This window comes from Paraburkholderia phenoliruptrix (genome assembly GCF_902859825.1).
GTDB lineage: Bacteria > Pseudomonadota > Gammaproteobacteria > Burkholderiales > Burkholderiaceae > Paraburkholderia > Paraburkholderia phenoliruptrix.
Window position 1 is genome coordinate 1 of the sequence record NZ_CADIKB010000066.1, and the last position, 18274, is coordinate 18274.

16 protein-coding genes and 3 pseudogenes are annotated in these 18274 nt (G+C 63.1%); 12 read left to right on the top strand and 7 right to left on the bottom strand.

The window, feature by feature from the left end; translation table 11 throughout:
- Positions 1–118 precede the first annotated feature (118 nt).
- Positions 119–1351 (top strand): annotated as a pseudogene (locus HV711_RS34125) (Kae1-like domain-containing protein); the annotation flags it as partial.
- 41 nt (positions 1352–1392) lie between these two features.
- Here HV711_RS34125 and HV711_RS31690 read toward each other — a convergent pair.
- The 5 genes and pseudogenes from HV711_RS31690 to HV711_RS31710 all read right to left on the bottom strand — a co-directional run.
- Positions 1393–1946: pseudogene (locus HV711_RS31690) on the bottom strand (IS630 family transposase); the annotation flags it as partial.
- Between the two features lie 76 nt (positions 1947–2022).
- Positions 2023–3498: a methyl-accepting chemotaxis protein gene (locus tag HV711_RS33870; protein WP_051223912.1), complete on the bottom strand. Its 1476-nt coding sequence runs from the start codon at positions 3496–3498 to the stop codon at positions 2023–2025.
- A 661-nt stretch (positions 3499–4159) separates the two neighbouring features.
- Positions 4160–4417 (bottom strand): annotated as a pseudogene (locus HV711_RS31700) (IS256 family transposase); the annotation flags it as partial.
- 53 nt (positions 4418–4470) lie between these two features.
- A complete protein-coding gene (locus tag HV711_RS31705; RefSeq protein ID WP_025496446.1) occupies positions 4471–4845 on the bottom strand; it encodes a carboxymuconolactone decarboxylase family protein in 375 nt (124 codons plus the stop codon).
- Between the two features lie 59 nt (positions 4846–4904).
- Positions 4905–5711, bottom strand: a complete 807-nt coding sequence (locus HV711_RS31710) for a LytTR family DNA-binding domain-containing protein (protein WP_025496445.1) — start codon at positions 5709–5711, stop codon at positions 4905–4907.
- Positions 5712–6116: 405 nt separating this feature from the next.
- Here HV711_RS31710 and HV711_RS31715 point away from each other — a divergent pair, with 405 nt between their 5' ends.
- From HV711_RS31715 to HV711_RS31765, 11 genes are all read left to right on the top strand, one after another.
- A complete protein-coding gene (locus tag HV711_RS31715; protein ID WP_082201373.1) occupies positions 6117–6728 on the top strand; it encodes an OmpW/AlkL family protein in 612 nt (203 codons plus the stop codon).
- Between the two features lie 179 nt (positions 6729–6907).
- The gene (locus tag HV711_RS31720; RefSeq protein WP_025496443.1) at positions 6908–7774 is read left to right on the top strand and encodes an FAD binding domain-containing protein; all 867 of its coding nucleotides are present in this window, start codon (positions 6908–6910) and stop codon (positions 7772–7774) included.
- Positions 7775–7800: 26 nt separating this feature from the next.
- The gene (locus HV711_RS31725) at positions 7801–8322 is read left to right on the top strand and encodes a (2Fe-2S)-binding protein (RefSeq protein ID WP_025496442.1); all 522 of its coding nucleotides are present in this window, start codon (positions 7801–7803) and stop codon (positions 8320–8322) included.
- A 17-nt stretch (positions 8323–8339) separates the two neighbouring features.
- A complete protein-coding gene (locus HV711_RS31730; RefSeq protein ID WP_025496441.1) occupies positions 8340–10751 on the top strand; it encodes an aerobic carbon-monoxide dehydrogenase large subunit in 2412 nt (803 codons plus the stop codon).
- A gap of 88 nt (positions 10752–10839) precedes the next feature.
- Positions 10840–11424 (top strand): SRPBCC family protein, encoded by a 585-nt coding sequence (locus HV711_RS31735; protein ID WP_244142789.1) that lies wholly within the window; start codon positions 10840–10842, stop codon positions 11422–11424.
- Positions 11425–11438: 14 nt separating this feature from the next.
- Positions 11439–12332 carry an AAA family ATPase gene (locus tag HV711_RS31740; protein WP_051223913.1) on the top strand — a complete coding sequence of 298 codons (894 nt, stop codon included), beginning with the start codon at positions 11439–11441 and terminating at the stop codon, positions 12330–12332.
- On the top strand, positions 12326–13528 hold the full coding sequence (locus tag HV711_RS31745; protein ID WP_025496829.1) for a vWA domain-containing protein: 1203 nt from the start codon (positions 12326–12328) through the stop codon (positions 13526–13528). The genes HV711_RS31740 and HV711_RS31745 overlap by 7 nt, the downstream gene beginning before the upstream one ends.
- Positions 13525–14580 carry an XdhC family protein gene (locus tag HV711_RS31750; RefSeq protein ID WP_035477365.1) on the top strand — a complete coding sequence of 352 codons (1056 nt, stop codon included), beginning with the start codon at positions 13525–13527 and terminating at the stop codon, positions 14578–14580. Before HV711_RS31745 ends, HV711_RS31750 begins: the two co-directional genes overlap by 4 nt.
- A gap of 35 nt (positions 14581–14615) precedes the next feature.
- A complete protein-coding gene (locus tag HV711_RS31755; RefSeq protein ID WP_244142788.1) occupies positions 14616–15248 on the top strand; it encodes a nucleotidyltransferase family protein in 633 nt (210 codons plus the stop codon).
- 26 nt (positions 15249–15274) lie between these two features.
- Positions 15275–15931: a hypothetical protein gene (locus HV711_RS31760; protein ID WP_175145586.1), complete on the top strand. Its 657-nt coding sequence runs from the start codon at positions 15275–15277 to the stop codon at positions 15929–15931.
- Positions 15932–15952: 21 nt separating this feature from the next.
- Entirely contained in the window at positions 15953–16972 is a 1020-nt protein-coding gene (locus tag HV711_RS31765; protein WP_025496591.1) for an XdhC family protein, read from the top strand.
- A gap of 131 nt (positions 16973–17103) precedes the next feature.
- On the opposite strand, the gene HV711_RS31770 is transcribed toward HV711_RS31765, so the two are convergent.
- Together HV711_RS31770 and HV711_RS33315 are read right to left on the bottom strand one after the other, a co-directional pair.
- The gene (locus HV711_RS31770; RefSeq protein ID WP_025496590.1) at positions 17104–18024 is read right to left on the bottom strand and encodes a LysR family transcriptional regulator; all 921 of its coding nucleotides are present in this window, start codon (positions 18022–18024) and stop codon (positions 17104–17106) included.
- A 51-nt stretch (positions 18025–18075) separates the two neighbouring features.
- On the bottom strand, positions 18076–18274 hold a 199-nt coding region (locus HV711_RS33315), incomplete at its 5' end, for a hypothetical protein (RefSeq protein ID WP_217468974.1).

Consider the following 18274-nt stretch of genomic DNA (forward strand, 5'->3'; position numbering starts at 1 on the left):
CGCCCTGAAGCGTTCGCCCTCGAAATCCAACATTGACCATGATCGCAAGGTCGCATAATCTATGCCGCACCCGCCGTCCCAACCTTCAACTGTCTGTGGGACATTGCCGGTACTGGTGATGACGAGCGGCAACGTATCGGGCCATCCGATTGCCTATCGCAACGAGGAGGCTCTGGCGCGGTTGTTCGAGGTGTGTGATCGGGTGTTACTGCACAACCGCGACATCTCGGTCCGTATCGACGATTCCGTGGTCCGCTGCTCGAGTCATCCGGACCTGCCGGAGCCGCAGATCAGCTTTCTGCGGCGGGCACGCGGATTCGCGCCATATTCGATCGAGACCGCTCAGCCGCTCGCGCCGGTACTGGCATATGGTGCCGAATTGAAGACGACGGTTGCACTGGCGGGACCGGGCCGCGTTTATGTCAGCCAGCATGTCGGCGATCTGAGCAATGACGAGGCCTTGCGTTCGCATCAAGGGATCGCAGCACACCTTGCTGATCTGTATGCGCTTGCGCCCGAGTTGGCAGCATGTGACCTTCATCCCTCGTTTCATTCCACGCGGTTGGCGGCGCTTGCGTACGCGCGCTGTGAGCAGGTGCAGCATCATCATGCGCACATGGCGGCCTGCATGGCCGAAAACGGACTCGCCGGGCCGGCGATCGGCGTGATCTTCGATGGTACGGGTTACGGTCCGGACGGAACGATCTGGGGCGGCGAGTTCTTTGTGGGCGATGCGCTCGAGGTCAGGCGCACCGGCCATTTGCGCCCGCTGTCGCTGCTCGGTGGCGACAAGGCCGTGCGTGAGCCGGTGCGTACTGCGCTTGCGCTTGCGCTCGAATCGTTTGATGGCGATGTGGCTGTGCTGAGTCAGGTGCCGGTGCTCGCTGCACTGGAGAAGCAGGCGCGGCAGGTCTATACGAAGATGTGGCAGAACCATATCAACGTCACGCGTGCGACCAGTATGGGACGCCTGTTCGATGGGGTAGCCGCACTGACTGGAATCTGCACGAAGGCGGAATATGAGGCGCAAGGGCCGATCGAACTCGAGGGATTACTCGGGCGCGATCTCGCGATGAGCGAGCCGTATGAGTATGGGACAGATGAGTCCGCTGACGTGGATTTCGAACTCGACTATCGGCCGCTCGTCCGGCAGATCGTTGCCGATGTCTCGGCCGGGGTTGCACCGGCAACGATCAGCCGGCGCTTTCATTCCACGTTAGTGCATGCGATTGCTGCACTGTGCGGGCGTCTGCGCGATACGTATTCGCTGGATACCGTGGTGTTGAGCGGCGGCGTGTTCGTGAACGAGTTTCTGCTGGTGAATTCGCTGCTCGAATTGCGGCGGACCGGGTTCGACGTTCACTGCCATCGCGAGGTGCCGACCAATGACGGTGGTATTTCGCTAGGACAGGTGGTTGTGGCGAGTGCGCGATGCCGCTCCGACAGGCCCGACTCGTCGATGAAGACGATCAGCCGTCGCTCGCTGGCACACTTTTTTTGAGCGCAGGCCACGTCTTGCGCTTCCAAGTCCGCACCGCCTCCTCGTTGCGCTCGATGGCCCGGCGCTCGGGCTTTTGCGAACTGAACCCCAACGCACCCAGCAGCCGCCAGACATGCACTTCGCTGAAGGTGACGCCGTACAGCCGCGCAATCAGCGTGCGCACGCGCTTGAGCGTCCACAGCTCGGTGCCGAAACCATGCACGAGCGGCCCTTGCAGCAGCGCCGCGCGCAAGCCCTCGAGCTGGCTCGCCTCCAATTGCGCTGGCCGGCCCGTGGCCATGGCGCGTAGCGCTTCGATGCCGCCTTCGTCGAGCCGAGCCTTCCAGGTGTATGCGGTCTGCCGTGCCACGCCCACCGCCTTGGCCGCTTCGGCCGGCGTCTTGCCCGCCAGCATCAGGCGCCCAGCACGTACCCGCTTGCGCGTGGCTTCGTCCATCTTCGCCATGAACCTCCCCTCCAATCAACGCTCTGCGTTGGATAACGCATGAGCGGCAAATCGGTTGTCATGGAATTGGTAATTCTCAATAGGCCGCGGCGTCGGCCGACAACGCGAAGACCCCGACGACCTGTCGCAGCCGGTCCGCCGACGCGTGCAGCGAGCCCGACGCGGCCGCGGCCTGGCCGACCAGCGCGGCGTTCTGTTGCGTGGCACCGTCGATCTGCGCGATCGCGCGGTGGACCTGTTCGATGCTCCGCGCCTGCTCGCTGCTGGCCGCGTCGATGCTGGCAACGATGTCCGCGACGCGGTGAATCCCGTCCACGACGTCGTGCATGGTCCCGCCCGCCTCGCCGACCAGCCGCGTGCCGGTGCCGACCTTGTCGACCGAGTCCTCGATCAGCGCGCGGATCTCCTTCGCGGCCGTGGCCGAGCGATGCGCAAGCGTGCGCACTTCGTCGGCGACCACGGCGAATCCGCGTCCCTGTCCGCCGGCGCGCGCGGCCTCGACGCTCGCATTGAGCGCGAGAATGTTGGTCTGGAACGCGATACCCTCGATGACCTCGATGATGGCGGCGATCTTCTTCGCGGCGCCGTCGATCGTCGCCATGGTTTCGACCACGCGGTCGACCACGGCGCCGCCCTCGCGCGCCACCGTCGCGGCGGCCTCGGCCAGCCGGCTCGCCTCGCGCGCGAGGGCGGCGTTCTGCTTGACCGTACCGGCAAACTGCTCCATCGCCGCCGCCGTTTCCTGAAGGCTGCTGGCCTGCGCGTCGGTGCGATGACTGAGGTCGGCATTGCCGTCCGCGATTTCCTTCGCGGCCTGCCTCACCGCGGCGGTATTTTCGCTGACCTCGATCATCGCAGTCCGCACGCGGTCGATCGACGCTTTGAGCGCGACCGCGGTCGGTGCACTGACGAACACCCGGTCGACCGACAAGTTCACCGTGCCGTCCCGGTCGATCTCCGCGACCATCGCGGAGAGCTCCGCGGCCTCGACCGCGGCCTGCCGAAGCTGCAGCGCAAGAAAGATCTCGATCGCGGTTTGCAGCACCACATAGGAAGCGTGCAACAGCACGACCGGCAGGTTCGCGTGGGGCGTGCAGAGCACGGGGAAACCGAGCGCCTGCAGCCGGTCGAACGACAGATGATGCACGGCGAACAGCACAGCGGCCAGCACCACGGGCCGCCAGTCGCGATAGACGAGCAGAAGACCGAGCAGCACGAATACGCCGAAATGAAACTCGGTCGTCCCACCCGAGAGCTCGATATGCAGCGCGACCATCGCGACGTTGCAGACGGTCAGAACGGCCCATGAAATCGTCGTGCCGCGAAGCGCAAAAAAAGCGGCGCTTCCCGCGACGACGAGCGGGACGCAAACGTACAGGGCCAACGTCAACGCGTAGTAATGCAGACCGACGACCAGAGCGGCAACACCGGAAAAGCCGAGCGTCTGGTACATAATCCGATCCGCCTGGCAGGCAAGGTCGCGAAGTCGCTGCTCGCGCGCCGAATGCTGGCGCGCCGCGGCGGTGCCCGATCCGATGAAGGGTGTCGACATGGTAGGTTCCTCGATTCGACGCGCGGGCCGCGATTCAGGGCGTCTCCTCCTGTGCGGCGTCGGCAGGCCGACCGCGAACCCCGGCGACCCGGCGCCGCCGGCTCACGCAGGTGGGCAACCGGAACCGGTGGGGAAGCGATACGGGTCCTGGCCGGTATAACGGCATCTCAGGCAAAAGCCTTAGGGGCGCACCGGTTGCCGGCGATCCCTCCTGATCGCCCATGCCACACGTGCGGAGCTAACGTCAGAGTAATGGAATGGACGCGAACAAGAACGCGCGGATCGTCTGGGCGCAATTGGTCCACTGCTGCGAGTTTCAACCTGATTACCACGCGCCTGCAGCGACCGCGTAACCGTCACCCGCATGCTTGTCGCGTAGCTACCAGCAGGAGACTACAGCCGATTGCTCAGGCGATCATGACGTGATGGCGAGACAGGTCAGACCGTGGCCGGGAAACTCTGGGTACACCAATGTGTGTAAGAGTACGCAAGAGTGATGAGAGCCCGGCCAGCGCATTCCATCAGGGACCGCCGGCCGTGCGCCGGACAGCGAAGTCCGGATGCATGGCTGCAATCAATACCTTCGCTCCGTTACAAATGAGAGCTTGGCAAGCCGGGGGCGTCCATGCATGGTGTATGGGCAGCATCGTGACGGTCGATTTCAGGCGGCGAGTTTCTGCTGAACCGGCCGATCGTCTTGCACCGGTTCGCCGTCTTTGAAGGCAATGCCCTCAAGCAACAGCTTGATTTTTTCCGGGCCGTTGATATGGCGCCAAGTTTTTTCAGCTTCCTCGATCAGCTTGAATGCCAAGCCGGGGAAGGTTGGTCGCGACACGCAGTTACGCGTGCGTGTCGTACGGTGGTGCACCGTCGCGAACGTCGATTCGATCGCGTTGGTCGTGCGCAGGTGCTGCCAATGCGACCTTACGTCACACGCCTACGATTTTTCCGTTTCGTGAGCAGGACCACCGGCTACTGGCAGCAGCTCGGCTCCAACACCGGCGCGGCCTCGCCATTGCTGAGGTCCTTGTAGGCTTTGAACGCCTTGAGCGCCCACATCTCGCCGACGCAGCCGCCCATCGTCGAGGCGACCGCAAGCACTTCGCCCAACTCCTGCTCGGTCGCACCCAACTTCACCGCCTGCTGCACGTAGAACTTGAAACACGGCTCGCAGCGGGCCGAGATCGCCCACAGCATCGCGGCCAGCGCCTTCAGAGGGGCCGGTAACGCGCCGTCGCTGAAGATGGCTTCCTGCCGCATCTGGTTGATGTGGTGGGCGGTGTTCTTTGTCAGCTTGCCGAACTCGGCCATCAGCCCCAAGGCCGGATCCATGTCGGTCAGTTGCATGTTGTCTTCCTCACGGTTGCATGGTGGATGAATCTCTCCAGATATCCCGCACCTATCAGTTAGATCACACCCAGCAGTTCCTTCAATTTCACTGCTTTCGATCGACTTACCGGAACTACGGTGCGCTCTGCATCAGCCATGACAAGATTGACGCTTTCATCAAATTTAATAAGCTCTACTGCATAACTAAGGCTAACGATGTGGCTACGGTGTACTCGCAAGTAGATGCTGTCGTCCAGTCGTAGTTCAAGATCTGACAGCGAAAAATTAGAGAGGTAGCGATCGTCTTTTGTGACAATTGTCGTGTAGTGGCCGTCGCCTTGGAAACGCACGATATCCTTGAGGTCGATCAGAATCATCCGATTCTTTCGATAGACGGGAAGTTTGAATAGGCGTCTCGGCGACGGGGCGTTGCCGCTTGGACTTTGCCTAGGAGGTTCGGTTGTGATATCGGTCACGTCATAAAAAATCATACATGTACCGCACATCCCTTGTAAACCTGCCATCCGGGAAACCTTGATCATCAATATTCTGTCAGGAATGTTGATCATCATCGCGAGCGGTGGCGGCGACTTCGCCGGACAACCCCCAGCATCTCTCGACTGCAGGAGAAAGCGGAGCTTGTCGCGGCTCTTCTCAGGGTGCAACTGCACCACGTCTATGCCGAATAGCTTGTCCTGCATTACACCTAGCGATTGTTGGGCAGCCGGTCCCAGGATCTGCAACGCGACATCATTAAACGCCGTCACATGTCCCTCTGCACTGAGCCAAACCACCCCTGGATTGAACTGCTCAAGCTTATGGTGGAACGTCTCGTTGCGACGCGGATCCGTCGTCAGCATTGCAGGTTGCGCAAGCGGGTCCATTCAATGTCTCCATGCCCACGTGGGGGCCTTCCACGCTCCAGGCGGTCTATTTTCGTTGTATGTCTTTTCCGACATTCGCGCAAGTTTTCCTGGAATTGATGCAGATAAAGCCGACATTCAGGAAATTGCTTTGAATTGCTGCGCTGCGTTGTGAAATCCTCGGTCCACTACGTGGCCTGACTGGCCCGCACAACGTGCACATTGTCCCAAGGCTGCGTAGCGCTGACAAGTGGCACCTACTGCTCGTCCAATGGCCGGACGGTGAGTCGAAGATCGGCGATGCCTCCGGGTGTGCAATGTGTTGGTATGGCCCTAGCACGGCCACGGATACATCGTTCGCGCTGCCGTCGTGTGTAGCGTCGGGCGCTGTAAAAAAAACTGAAGTTAGCCAATGGGGGGGAGGAAATGAAGCGCTGGTCACTCGGGAAATGGATTGTTGCTGCTGTGGCAGCGGCAGGCGCGACTTGCGCGCAAGCTGACCAAGGTGATGTGCTAGCGCGCTTCAGAGTATTGAGCATCGAGCCTGACGTGTCGACGTCGGGAACGTTATCGACGCTCAATATGGGGGTCAACAATTCCATCGTTCCGGAAGTCGATTTCACGTACATGGTAACGGGAAATCTCGGGGTCGAATTGATTCTCGGTATGACGCGCCATACGGTTACGTCAAGCCTGGGTGGGCTGGGCCGGGTCAGCCTTCTGCCGCCAACCCTCACGCTGGCCTGGCATTTCAATCCGCAAGGGAAGATACGCCCCTATCTCGGCGCCGGATTCAACTATACGTTGTTCTACAACAGTTCTTTGCAGGCGGGCGGTACGAGCGTTGGCGTGCACAACCATAGCTTCGGCCCGGCGTTGCAGGCCGGCATCGACGTGCAAGTGACCAAGAAGATTTTCGTCAACGCGGACGTCAAAAAGCTGTTCATCAAGACGGATGCCACGCTCGACGGTGCCCCAATCGGAACCCTGAAGATTAATCCGTGGGTGGTCGGGATCGGTTTCGGCGTCAAATTCTGATTTCTCAGCCATGCTCGTGTTTGCACCGCGTCCGCTTAACGTACGGTTGCCGACGATTCGTGCACGTATTCGACCGTTCGAGAAATCGAGTTGAATTGCTGCGCTACGTAATGAAATACTCGACAACAATAGACCGATGACGCTCCCCTTCACAGGCGGATGATAACAAGGAGACATGTGTGATACCCCGGCCATTCGAATACCACGTTCCCCGGACCTTGCCAGAGGCAATCTCGCTGTTGAACGAGCATGGCGACGACGCGAAGCTCCTTGCCGGCGGACACAGTCTGTTGCCGATGATGAAGCTTCGCTTTGCCGATCCAGGTCATCTGATCGATCTGGGAAAGCTCGCCGAGCTCAAGGGTATCCGAGAAATCGGCAATGAAATCCGCATCGGGGCGATGACGACCGAGAACGAACTGATCTGGTCCGAGCTGCTGCAAAGGAAATGCCCGTTGATCGTCGAAGGCGCGCGCCTGATTTCGGATCCGCAAGTGCGCTATAGAGGCACGATCGGCGGCGACATCTCGCATGGCGATCCGGGTAACGACCACCCGGCGTTGATGATGGCGCTGGATGCTTCGTTCGTGCTCGCCGGCCCGCAGGGCGAACGCGTCGTTCCGGCCGACGGATATTTTCTCGGCACTTACCTGACGCTGCTCGAGCCGGGCGAGATCATGACCGAGATCCGCATTCCGATTTCCGCGGAGGGCACCGGCTATTGCTACGCAAAACTGAAGCGCAAGACCGGTGACTTCGCGACTGCCGCCGCGGCGGTGACGCTGCGCATGAGCGGGGAGACCGTGAGCGACGTGCGCATCGCCCTCACCAACGTCGCGCCGGCGGCCATCAGGGCGACCGACGCGGAGCAATGCCTGCGCGGCAAGCCGCTCGACGACGAACGCATTGCCGAGGCGGTGCGCCTGGCGATGAGCATCTGCGAGCCGGTTGCCGATCTGCGCGGCGATATCGAGTACAAGACGGCGATGGCGGGCGAGATGACGCGGCGAGCGCTGCTCACGGCCTATCAGCGAGCAAAGCGTTGAAAGACGGATCTACCCGGAGACATGTGATGAGCAACAAGGTCATGGTGTCGTTCAAGCTGAACGGCAAGCAAACGGATGTGGTGGTTGAGCCGCGCGAGCTGCTGATCCACACGCTGAGGGAAAAGTGCCTGCACACAGGGCCGCATATCGGCTGCGAGACGTCCCATTGCGGCGCCTGCACCGTCGATGTGAACGGTATGTCGGTCAAGTCCTGCACGATGTTGACGGTGCAGGCCGACGGCGCCGAGCTGTTGACGGTCGAAGGATTCGCGCAAGACGGGCAGTTGCACGCACTGCAGGAAGGCTTCATGCAAGAGCACGGTTTGCAATGCGGCTTCTGCACCCCGGGCATGATCACCCGTGCTTACCGGCTTCTAAAGGAGAATCCGTCTCCGACCGAAGAAGAGATCCGCTACTGGATGGCGGGCAATCTCTGCCGCTGCACGGGCTATCAGAACATCGTGAAGGCGGTGCAGTACGCCGCCCGCAAGCTGCGCGGCGAGGCGGTCGAGACATCGCATCCGCTGCTGGAAGCCAGCGCGCACTGACCGACGGGAGACACGCAATGGGAAATATCGACGCGAATCTCGAGCGGCTTGCGGCACTGGAGGGAATGGGCTGCTCCCGCAAGCGGCGCGAGGACCCGCGCTTCATCCAGGGAAAGGGAAATTATGTCGACGACGTCAAGATGCCGGGCATGCTGTTCGGCGTGATGGTGCGCAGTCCTTATGCGCATGCGCGCATCAAGAAGATCGACAAGACGCGCGCGCTCGCGCACCCTGGTGTGCATGCGGTGCTGACCGCCGAGGACCTGAAGCCGCTCAAGCTGCACTGGATGCCGACGCTCGCGGGCGACGTGCAGGCGGTGCTGGCGGATGAGAAGGTCTGCTTCCAGAACCAGGAGGTGGCATTCGTCGTCGCCGACGACCGCTATGTCGCGGCCGATGCGGCGGAGCTGGTCGAAGTCGAATACGAGGAGCTGCCCGCGGTGGTCGACCCGCTGCAGGCGCTTGCCCCGGATGCGCCGGTGATTCGCGAGGACATTCGCGAGAAGCTGGTCGGCGCGCACGGCGCGCGCAAGCACCCGAATCACATTTTTACGTGGAACGTCGGCGACAAGGACAAGACCGCGCGCGCATTCGAAAACGCGGATGTCACGGTCGTGCAGGACATGCTGTATCCGCGCGTGCACCCATGTCCGCTGGAAACTTGCGGCTGCGTCGCGTCCTTCGACAAGGCGCGCGGGGACCTGACGGTCTACATCACGTCGCAGGCTCCGCACGTCGTGCGAACCGTGGTCGGCATGCTGTCGACCATTCCGGAGTCGAAGATCCGCATCATCTCGCCGGATATCGGCGGCGGCTTCGGTAACAAGGTTGGCGTGTATCCCGGGTATGTCGTGGCCATCGTCGCGTCGATCGTGCTGGGGCGGCCCGTCAAGTGGATCGAGTCGCGTGCCGAGAACCTGAGCACCACCGCGTTCGCGCGCGACTATCACATGACCGGAGAGCTGGCCGCGGATCGCGACGGCCGGATCAAGGCACTGCGCGTGCACGTCACCGCGGATCACGGCGCGTTCGACGCATGTGCGGATCCGAGCAAGTGGCCGGCAGGCATGTTCCACGTCTGTACCGGCTCCTACGACATACCGAACGCGTTCGTGTCGGTCGACGGCGTCTACACCAACAAGTGTCCGGGCGGTGTCGCTTACCGATGCTCGTTCAGGGTGACGGAGGCGGTCTATCTGATCGAGCGGATGATCGACGTGCTCGCGCAAAAGCTCGGCATGGACAAGGCCGAAATACGTTTCAGGAATTTCATCCGCAAGGACAAGTTCCCGTATGCGACGCCGCTCGGGCTCGAATACGATTCGGGCGATTACGAAACCGCGCTCAGGAAGGTACTCGACGCCGTCGACTATCCGGCGCTGCGCGCCGAGCAGGCCGCGCGGCGCGCGGACCCCAACGCCGAGTGGTTAATGGGCATCGGCATCGTGACCTTCACCGAAATCGTCGGGGCGGGACCGTCGAAGATGTGCGACATCCTCGGCGTTGGCATGTTCGATTCGTGCGAGATCCGGGTTCACCCGGATGGTTCGGCGATCGCCCGCATGGGCACGATCACGCAGGGACAGGGCCACCAGACCACCTATGCCCAGATCATCGCGTCCGAGGCCGGGATTCCCGCATCGATGATCCAGGTCGAGGAGGGCGATACCGCAAGCGCTCCGTACGGTCTCGGTACCTACGGGTCGCGCTCCACGCCGGTTGCGGGTGCGGCGGTCGCGCGGGCGTCGCGGAAGATTCGCGAAAAGGCCCGGAAAATCGCCGCGCACCTGCTCGAAGTCAGCCCGGACGATGTCGAATTCGATGTCGACCGGTTCGTGCTCAAGGGGTCGGCCGATCAGTTCAAGACCCTGAAGGAAGTGGCCTGGGCCGCGTACAACAATGTCCCCGAAGGCATGGAGATGGGGCTGGAGGCGGTCGATTATTACGATCCGCCGAACTTCACCTTTCCGTTCGGCGCCTATGTGTGCGTGGTCGATGTCAACCGCTATTCGGGCGAGACGCGGATTCGCCGGTTCTATGCGCTCGACGACTGCGGCACGCGCATCAATCCGATGATCATCGAAGGGCAGATCCACGGCGGCCTGACGGAGGGCTTCGCGGTCGCGATGGGGCAGGAGCTTCCGTATGACGAGGCCGGCAATCTGCTGGGCGGCACGCTGATGGACTACTTCGTGCCGACCGCTGTCGAAACGCCCCATTGGGAGACCGATTTCACCGTGACGCCGTCTCCCCATCATCCGATTGGCGCAAAGGGCGTCGCCGAATCGCCGCACGTCGGATCGATCCCGTGCTTTACCGCGGCGGTGGTCGATGCGTTCGCGCACCTTGGCATCACCCACATGAACATGCCCCACAACGCGTACCGCGTGTGGCAGCAAAGCCGTTCGCTCGGGCTGACGAGGCAGTAACGCATTGCGATCGAACCGCAACTCGCGGCAACCCAAGCATTCCTTCTAAGGTGGGCTGATGAAAGTCGTACTTGAAAAAGTGTTTCCCGTGGCGGCGAGCGCGGATGCCGCATGGCAGTTCCTGCAAGATATCGAGGCGGTGGCCGGGTGCATGCCGGGCGCGAAGATAACCGAGCGCGTGGACGCCACGCATTACAAAGGCACGATCGGCGTGCGGCTCGGTCCGGCCTCGATGTCGTTTAAGGGCGATATCGAGGTGCCGACGATCGACGCGGCGGGTCGCACGTTGCATCTGATTGGCAAGGGCTCGGATTCGACCGGCACGTCTGGTGCATCGATGGACCTGGTCGCGACCGTGCGGGCCACCGGCGAGACTTGCGAGCTGGTCGGCAAGAGCGAGGTGGCGATGAGCGGAAAGGCCGCCGCGTTCGGCGGCCGGATGATGGACACGGTTGCCGACCAGATACTCAAACAGTTCGCGGCCAACTTTGCCGCGCGAGTCCAGGCATCGGAAGCGCAGCGCAATGCGGCGCCGTCCGGCGCGCCGGACGGCTCCCCGGCGGCGCCGGCGGCTGCCGCTGCCATGCCGCATACCGAACTGAACGGTTTGGCGCTGGCGTGGGCGGTCCTGCGCAGTTGGCTGCGCGGGATTTTCTCTCGCAAGACGGCCTGATTTCCGGAGGGGCCATGTTTACGGACCGCATGACCGACGTGGTGAGCCTCCAGGAGAGCCTCGAGCGCCATGGATTCATTGCCGAGCGCAGCCTCGCGGCGACCCTGCTGTTGACGATGGAAATGCGGCGGCCGTTGCTGCTGGAAGGAGAGGCGGGTGTCGGGAAGACGGAGGTCGCGAAAGCGCTCGCTCGGCTGTCGAATACGCGCCTGATCAGACTCCAGTGCTACGAAGGTCTCGATACGCACTCGGCGTTGTATGAATGGAACTACCAGCGGCAGTTGCTTGCGATCAAATTGCTCGAACAGGACGCGCGGCCGGTTTCGGACAAGGAGCAGGATATTTTTTCCGAACGATATCTGCTCAAGCGTCCGCTGCTCGAAGCGATAACGACGATGCCCGCGCCGGTCCTGCTGATCGACGAAGTCGACCGCACCGACGAGGCGTTTGAAGCGTATCTGCTCGAGCTGCTGTCCGACTTCCAGATGTCGATTCCGGAACTCGGGGTCATACGCGCGTCCGAGCGGCCTCTCGTGATCCTGACCTCGAACGGCACGCGCGAGATCTCCGATGCGCTGCGTCGCCGGTGCCTGTATCAGTACGTCGATTATCCGAGCTTCGACAAGGAACTGTTGATTGTCCGCACGCGGGCTCCGGATGTGCCGGCGAAACTGGCGCTTCAGGTCGTCGAGTTTGTCCAGGCGGTCCGGCAAATGGACATTCAGAAAAAGCCGGGCATTGCCGAGACGCTCGACTGGGCGTCTGCTTTGCTCCGTTTGGGCGTGAGCGCGATCGAGCCGAACGGTGCCGAGCGGATCGTGGATTCGCTGTCCGCTCTCGTCAAGACGCGCGAGGACCGGGCCGGCCTTACCCGTCCGGTCGTCGAGAAATTGGCAGCCGCATGTTGACCGACATCCGTTGCGCCGATCACCGGGCGCCGCCGCCGAGCCTCGAAGAGGCACTCGTTTCCCGATACGTCGGGTTCGCGAGATGGCTGCGCGCATACGGCTTTCACGTCACCAGTGCCGATGTGGCCGCGGCGATGGAGGTCGCGCAGCGCGTGGGCCAGTTCGATGGCCTGTTGTTGCGCTGGACCCTGCGCGCATTGGTCTGTTCGCGCGCCGAGGAGTGGCGGCGCTTCGATGAACTATTCGATGCGTATTTCAAGGTGCCGAATCGCCGGGCGCTGGTCGAAACGCGTGCGGGCGGTGCCCTGCGGATCGTGCGGGAATGCGACGGCACCCGGCGTGACGATAGCGAAGGCATGCCGCTGTCGCTGGCCGGGCGCGGCGCCGATGCGGCGCACCCGGACGGCGGCGCAGCCGAGCGCGGCGTCACCGGCGAATCGTCGCTCGCGCACGCGGACTTTCGTCACCTGAACCAGCCGGACGAATTGTTCGCCATCGATGATGCGATACGGCGCTTCGCGCAGCGGCTGCGAGGTATCCAGGTACGCCGCGAACATCGCGCGGAGTCCGGCCGCGTGATCGACATGGCGGGTACGATCCGGCGCAGCGTGTCGCGCGGCGGGCTGCCGCTGGAACTGGTATGGCGCCGCAAGCGGCGCCTGCGGCCGCGCATCGTGCTGCTGCTGGACGTCAGCCGCTCGATGAACCTGTACAGCTATTTCTATCTGCGGCTCGCACGTGTGTTGAGCGCGCGGGTTTCCGACGTGCATTGCTTCATCTTTCACACGCGGCTCGTGGGTGTTACGCAGGCATTGCGCGACCCGGATCCGTGGCGCTCGCAGGAACGGCTGCAGTTGCTGTCGCTCGGATGGGCGGGCGGCACGCGCATCGGCGAGAGTCTTGGCGAATTCAACCGGCAGCATGCGGCGACGCTGCTTCACTCGCGTACCGCGGTCGTGATCGTCAGCGACGGCTACGATGCCGGCGAGCCGGAACTCTTGCGGCAAGCGCTGCGCGCGATCCGGCGCCGCTGCCGGAGTCTGGTCTGGCTCAACCCGCTAGCGAGCCGGGCCGGTTTCACGCTGACCAGCGTCGGGATGTCGGCGGCGCTGCCTTATATCGATCTGCTGGCTGGCGCAGCCGATCTCGCGAGTCTCGAGCGGGTGCTGCCGCAAGTGTTGTCCGTACTGCAATGAACGACGATACCCTCGTGCAACTGGAACAACGGCTGATTGAACAGGCGCGCCCGTTCGCCGTGGCCACGGTGATTCGCGCAGTGCCGCCGACCTCCACGTGGGTCGGTGCGCAAGCGCTGGTTGAAGGCGACGGGACGCTGCACGGCTGGATTGGCGGCGGCTGCTCGCGGGCGATCGTGGTTCAGGCCGCGCAGGAAGCGATGAAGTCGGGACAGCCGAAAATGGTTCGCATCAGCAATGAACATGCGACGCCGGAGGCCGACGTGGAGGATCACGCGATGCCGTGCGCGAGCAACGGCACGATCCAGCTCTTCATTCAGCCCACGGTACCCGCGCCATCGGTGCTCGTGCTCGGATCGACGCCGACAGCGCTCGAAGCATGCGTGCTGGCTCGCCGGATCGGGTTGAGAGTCTGCGCCGCAGCCAGCGTAACGGCGCCGCTCGCGGAGCTCGGCCTGCAACGGGTCATCGAGGGTTTCGACACCGGCGCGCTCGACCGGCTCAAGCCGCAGTTCGTTCTGGTCGCCACGCAGGGCGACGGCGACGAGGACGCGCTCGAAGCTGCTTTGCGCAGTTCGGCGGCGGCAGTGTTGATGGTCGCCAGCAAGCGCAAAGCAGAAAAGCTGCGCGCGGCGATGCGCGCGCGCGGCATCGCTCCTGAGCGGCTCGCCGCGCTGCATGCGCCGGCCGGACCCGATATCAACGCGCGCACGCCGCAGGAGATCGCGCTTGGGGCAGTCGCGGGTCTGGTGACGCTGCGCCGTCTGCTGGAGCAAACGTCGGCCGCTGCGCCGGACCCGCACGCCGTCGGTGCCGACGCGCTGCCCGTCGCGCCTTCGCGCGAATCTACGGCATCGGCCGAGCCGGCGGCCGCCCGCTACGTCAATCCGGTGTGCGGAATGGAGATCGATATTGCATCGGCTCGGCACGTCGTCGCATTCGGCGGACAGCGCCACTATTTCTGCTGCGACGGTTGCAAGCTCGAGTTCGAGCGTTCGCCCGATAAATATCTTGCGATCGCGCAGGGCGCGCGGCAACGGGAGGTGACATGAATGGGGGGAGGGACGCTGCGGCGCCGCGGAGTCCTGTGCGGTTCTCGGCGGTCGTGCTGGCCGCGGGCATGTCGTCCAGGATGGCGGGCAAGCATAAGTTGCTGCTGCCGATCGGCGGACAGCCGGCAGTCAGGCGCACCGTCAGCGCGCTGGCCGCCGCCGGCCCGGAAGAACTCGTGGTCGTCACGGGCTTCAATGGCCGTGACGTCATCGATGCGCTCGACGGGTTGCCTGTCAGGTTTCAGGGCAACCCGCGCTACGAAGAAGGGCAGATGACGTCGGTTGCCGCCGGCGTGGCCGCGCTCCGCATGCCGTGCAGCGTCGTGCTGGTCTGCCTGGCCGACCAGGTCCTGCTGGATGCCGGCGACTACCGGGAACTGGTCGACGCGTTCGGCGCGATGCCATACGGGTCGATCCTGATTCCGGCATTCAACGGGCAACGCGGCAATCCGGTGGCGTTTTCCGCGAGTTATGTGCCGGAGGTCGTGACCGGACGCCTGAATCCAGGGTGCAGGAAACTGATTGCCGAGCATCCCGATGAAGTCTTCGTCCATGAGGCCGCGCACGATCGTTTCACGGTCGACATGGACACGCCGGAGGATTACGCGCGCATCCTGGCGCGATTGGGCATTTCGCCCGATGCCGTTGCTGAAACGGGGCTGGTATGAAGCACCTTTCACTCGCGAAACCGGCCATGGTCGGGGACGGCCGGCCGCATCCGCATCTTGCTGCCGCGGCGATGGTGGCCGGCCCTTGGGCGGCGCAGGTGGCGCTCTTGCGCAGTGTGTCCGAGCTGTCCTGGCTGGCACTCGCCGCGTGTCTGATCCTCGCGGGCCTCGCTGCACTGGAACGGCTACAGCCTGCCGGGCGGGCAGCCGAAGCGTCGCAGGCCACGCTGCTGCTGGGCATGCTGGGGATGCTATCCGGGCTGACGCTGGACGCGCGCGGCCCCGGTCTGGATCTGATGACCTCGCTATGCGGTGCAGGCGGGCTAGACGATTTCCTCTTTGCTTCGTACCTGCACTGGTCGTGGTTGCCCGCGATGCACGCCGGAATGCTGGCCGGCGGGAGCGCTGCGTTGCCGCTTGCGCGGATAACGCGACGGCGCGCGCACTCGTCATGGCAAACGGATATTCTGCGGCACGCCGCCTGCTCCGGCTGGATGCTCGCCGGCATGACCTTTGGCGTGCTGGCCTGCCAGCGCGCGGCGGCGTGGTTTCCCGCAGGCGCGGCCCCAGGCACCGGCCCGGCATCGATGCTTGGCGGCATGTTCGCGGGAATGGTCTGGGGGATGGTCGCAAGTGCGGTTTTCAATCGTGCCTGCTCGCGCTTGGCACGGGTAGCGATTTAATTTAGTCGACGGGATGCCTACATGGATAGTACCGATCACTCCGTCCTGAAAACCTGCATCGACTGGCTGGCCGCCGGCCACAGGGTTGCGCTTGCCACCGTCGTGCAGACGTGGGGCTCCGCGCCAAGGCCCCTGGGCGCATGGGTGGCGATTCGCGACGATGGTCAACTGGTCGGCTCGGTGTCGGGCGGATGCGTGGAGGACGATCTGATCGATCGCGTGAAAAGAGACATCCTGACCCAGGCGTTGCCACAGAGCGTCCTCTACGGTGTCTCCCGCGACGAAGCGGCACGGTTCGGTTTGCCCTGCGGCGGGACGCTGCGTCTGGTTGTCGAGCCGCATCCCGAGGCCGACGTTCTGCGCAGGCTGCTCGAACGCACGACGGAGAAGAAGCTTACCGCGCGCGTGCTGGACATGAGCACCGGCAAGTCGACGTTGCACGACGCGGATCGTTCCGACACGCTCACGTTCGATGGACGCACGATGCGGGCAATCCATGGCCCACGCTGGCGGCTGGTGGTGGTCGGGGCGGGTCAACTGTCGCAATATGTCGCACAGATGGCGTTGGGTGCGGATTACGAGGTCGTCGTGATCGATCCACGGGAGGAATTCGCCGCGGGATTTGGTGTGCCGGGCGTGACGTTTTCGCGCGGCATGCCGGACGATGTCATCGCGGAATTGGGCATCGACATCCATACGGCGATCGTCGGCCTCACCCATGACCCTAAGCTGGACGACATGGCCTTGCTCGAGGCATTGAAGTCGCCGGCCTTCTACATAGGCGCATTGGGCAGCCGCGTGAATACGGCAAAGCGCAAGGAGAGGCTTTTGGAGTTCGATCTGACGAGCGAGCAGATCGATCGGTTGCAGGGGCCCGTCGGCCTTTTCATCGGTTCCCGTACGCCGGCGGAAATGGCGATTTCCATCCTGGCGGAAATCACCGCCGCGAAGTATCGGGTGCCGGTTTTGCAACGGCGATCGATTCCCGTCCCGCAACTCATCGAGCGCGCCAGGTCGATCGACGTGCTGACGACGGCATAGGGCGATCTTTCCGACGCGACGCAGCCCGGATGCGTTTCAGGGCGCGCCGCATGCCGGTTCGCCGCTCGTCGGACCTCGGGGCGTTTTCCGGTTGCGGGCTTCATCCCGGCCGGACGCAAACCATTCGTGGTTCAGACCTCGCCAAACTGGTCCGCCAGATGCTGTTCCCCATGTTCGAGCATGAAGTAGCGGAACGCCTCGGCGGGGGGAGAAAGAACCTTCGACAGCATGTTGACGATATGCCAGCGGCGAAATACCGGCGTTTCTTCGACATCCACGACTGCGATGCGGCGGCTGGCCAGCTCGAGCCCGATGGTGTGCAAGGACAGCAGGCTGATTCCCATGTTTGCCATCACTGCCTGCTTGATTGCTTCGTTGCTCGGCATTTCCATCGCGATCCTCGGGGTGATCCCGTGGCGCCGGAAGTATTCCTCCAGTACCGCGCGCGTGCCGGAGCCCGGCTCACGCACGATGAAGCCGTATGCCGCTATTGCCAGCGGGGGAACATGGCCCAGCTTGATCAGCGGGTGTTCCGGCGCGGCCACGACCACGTGCGGGTGGGCTGCGAAAGGCTCGGCCCGCGTGGCCATTTCCTTAGGGGGGCGCCCCATGACGGCCAGGTCCACCTCGTTGCGCCGCAGCTGTTCGACGAGCGACTGCCGGTTCGCCACCGAAAGGCTCACCTCGACACCCGGATGGTCATCGCAGAAACGGGCGAGCAGGGGCGGCAGGAAATACTGTGCCGTGCTGACCATGCCGATGACAAGGCGGCCCGACTCGACTTTCTTGAAACGGGCCACCATATCTTCCGCATCCTTGAGCACGCCGAGAATCTTGCGCGCGTGAACGAGAAAGTATTCGCCGGTGATGGTCAGCGAGACCTTCCTGCCATCGCGGTCGAACAACGGCAAGCCGATCTGCTCCTCGAGCTCGCGGATCTGCATCGAGACCGCCGGCGGCGTGAGGCTCAACATCTCGGCGGCCCTGGCGAAACTTAAATGGCGCGCGACGGCGACAAAGACACGAAGCTGGCGAAGCGTGACGCCCTTCATTAAGAAAACCTGAAGTGAGGAGAAAGAAGAAATGAATTTTCCTCAAGCATTTCATTTTTTAAGCTTCATGTCCATAAAGTCCAGCACTACAGGACAGGAGGAGGGGTGATAAGCGGGTCTGCCGAAAGCAGCGCGATCACCGGCAATGTCCCAGGCGTAGTTGAAGGTTGAAGGCGGCGGTTCGCCAGTGGAATCCGAGAGAATCGGGTTTCCAGGACCAACCTCCCGAACAGGGAACCAAGGAGAACCG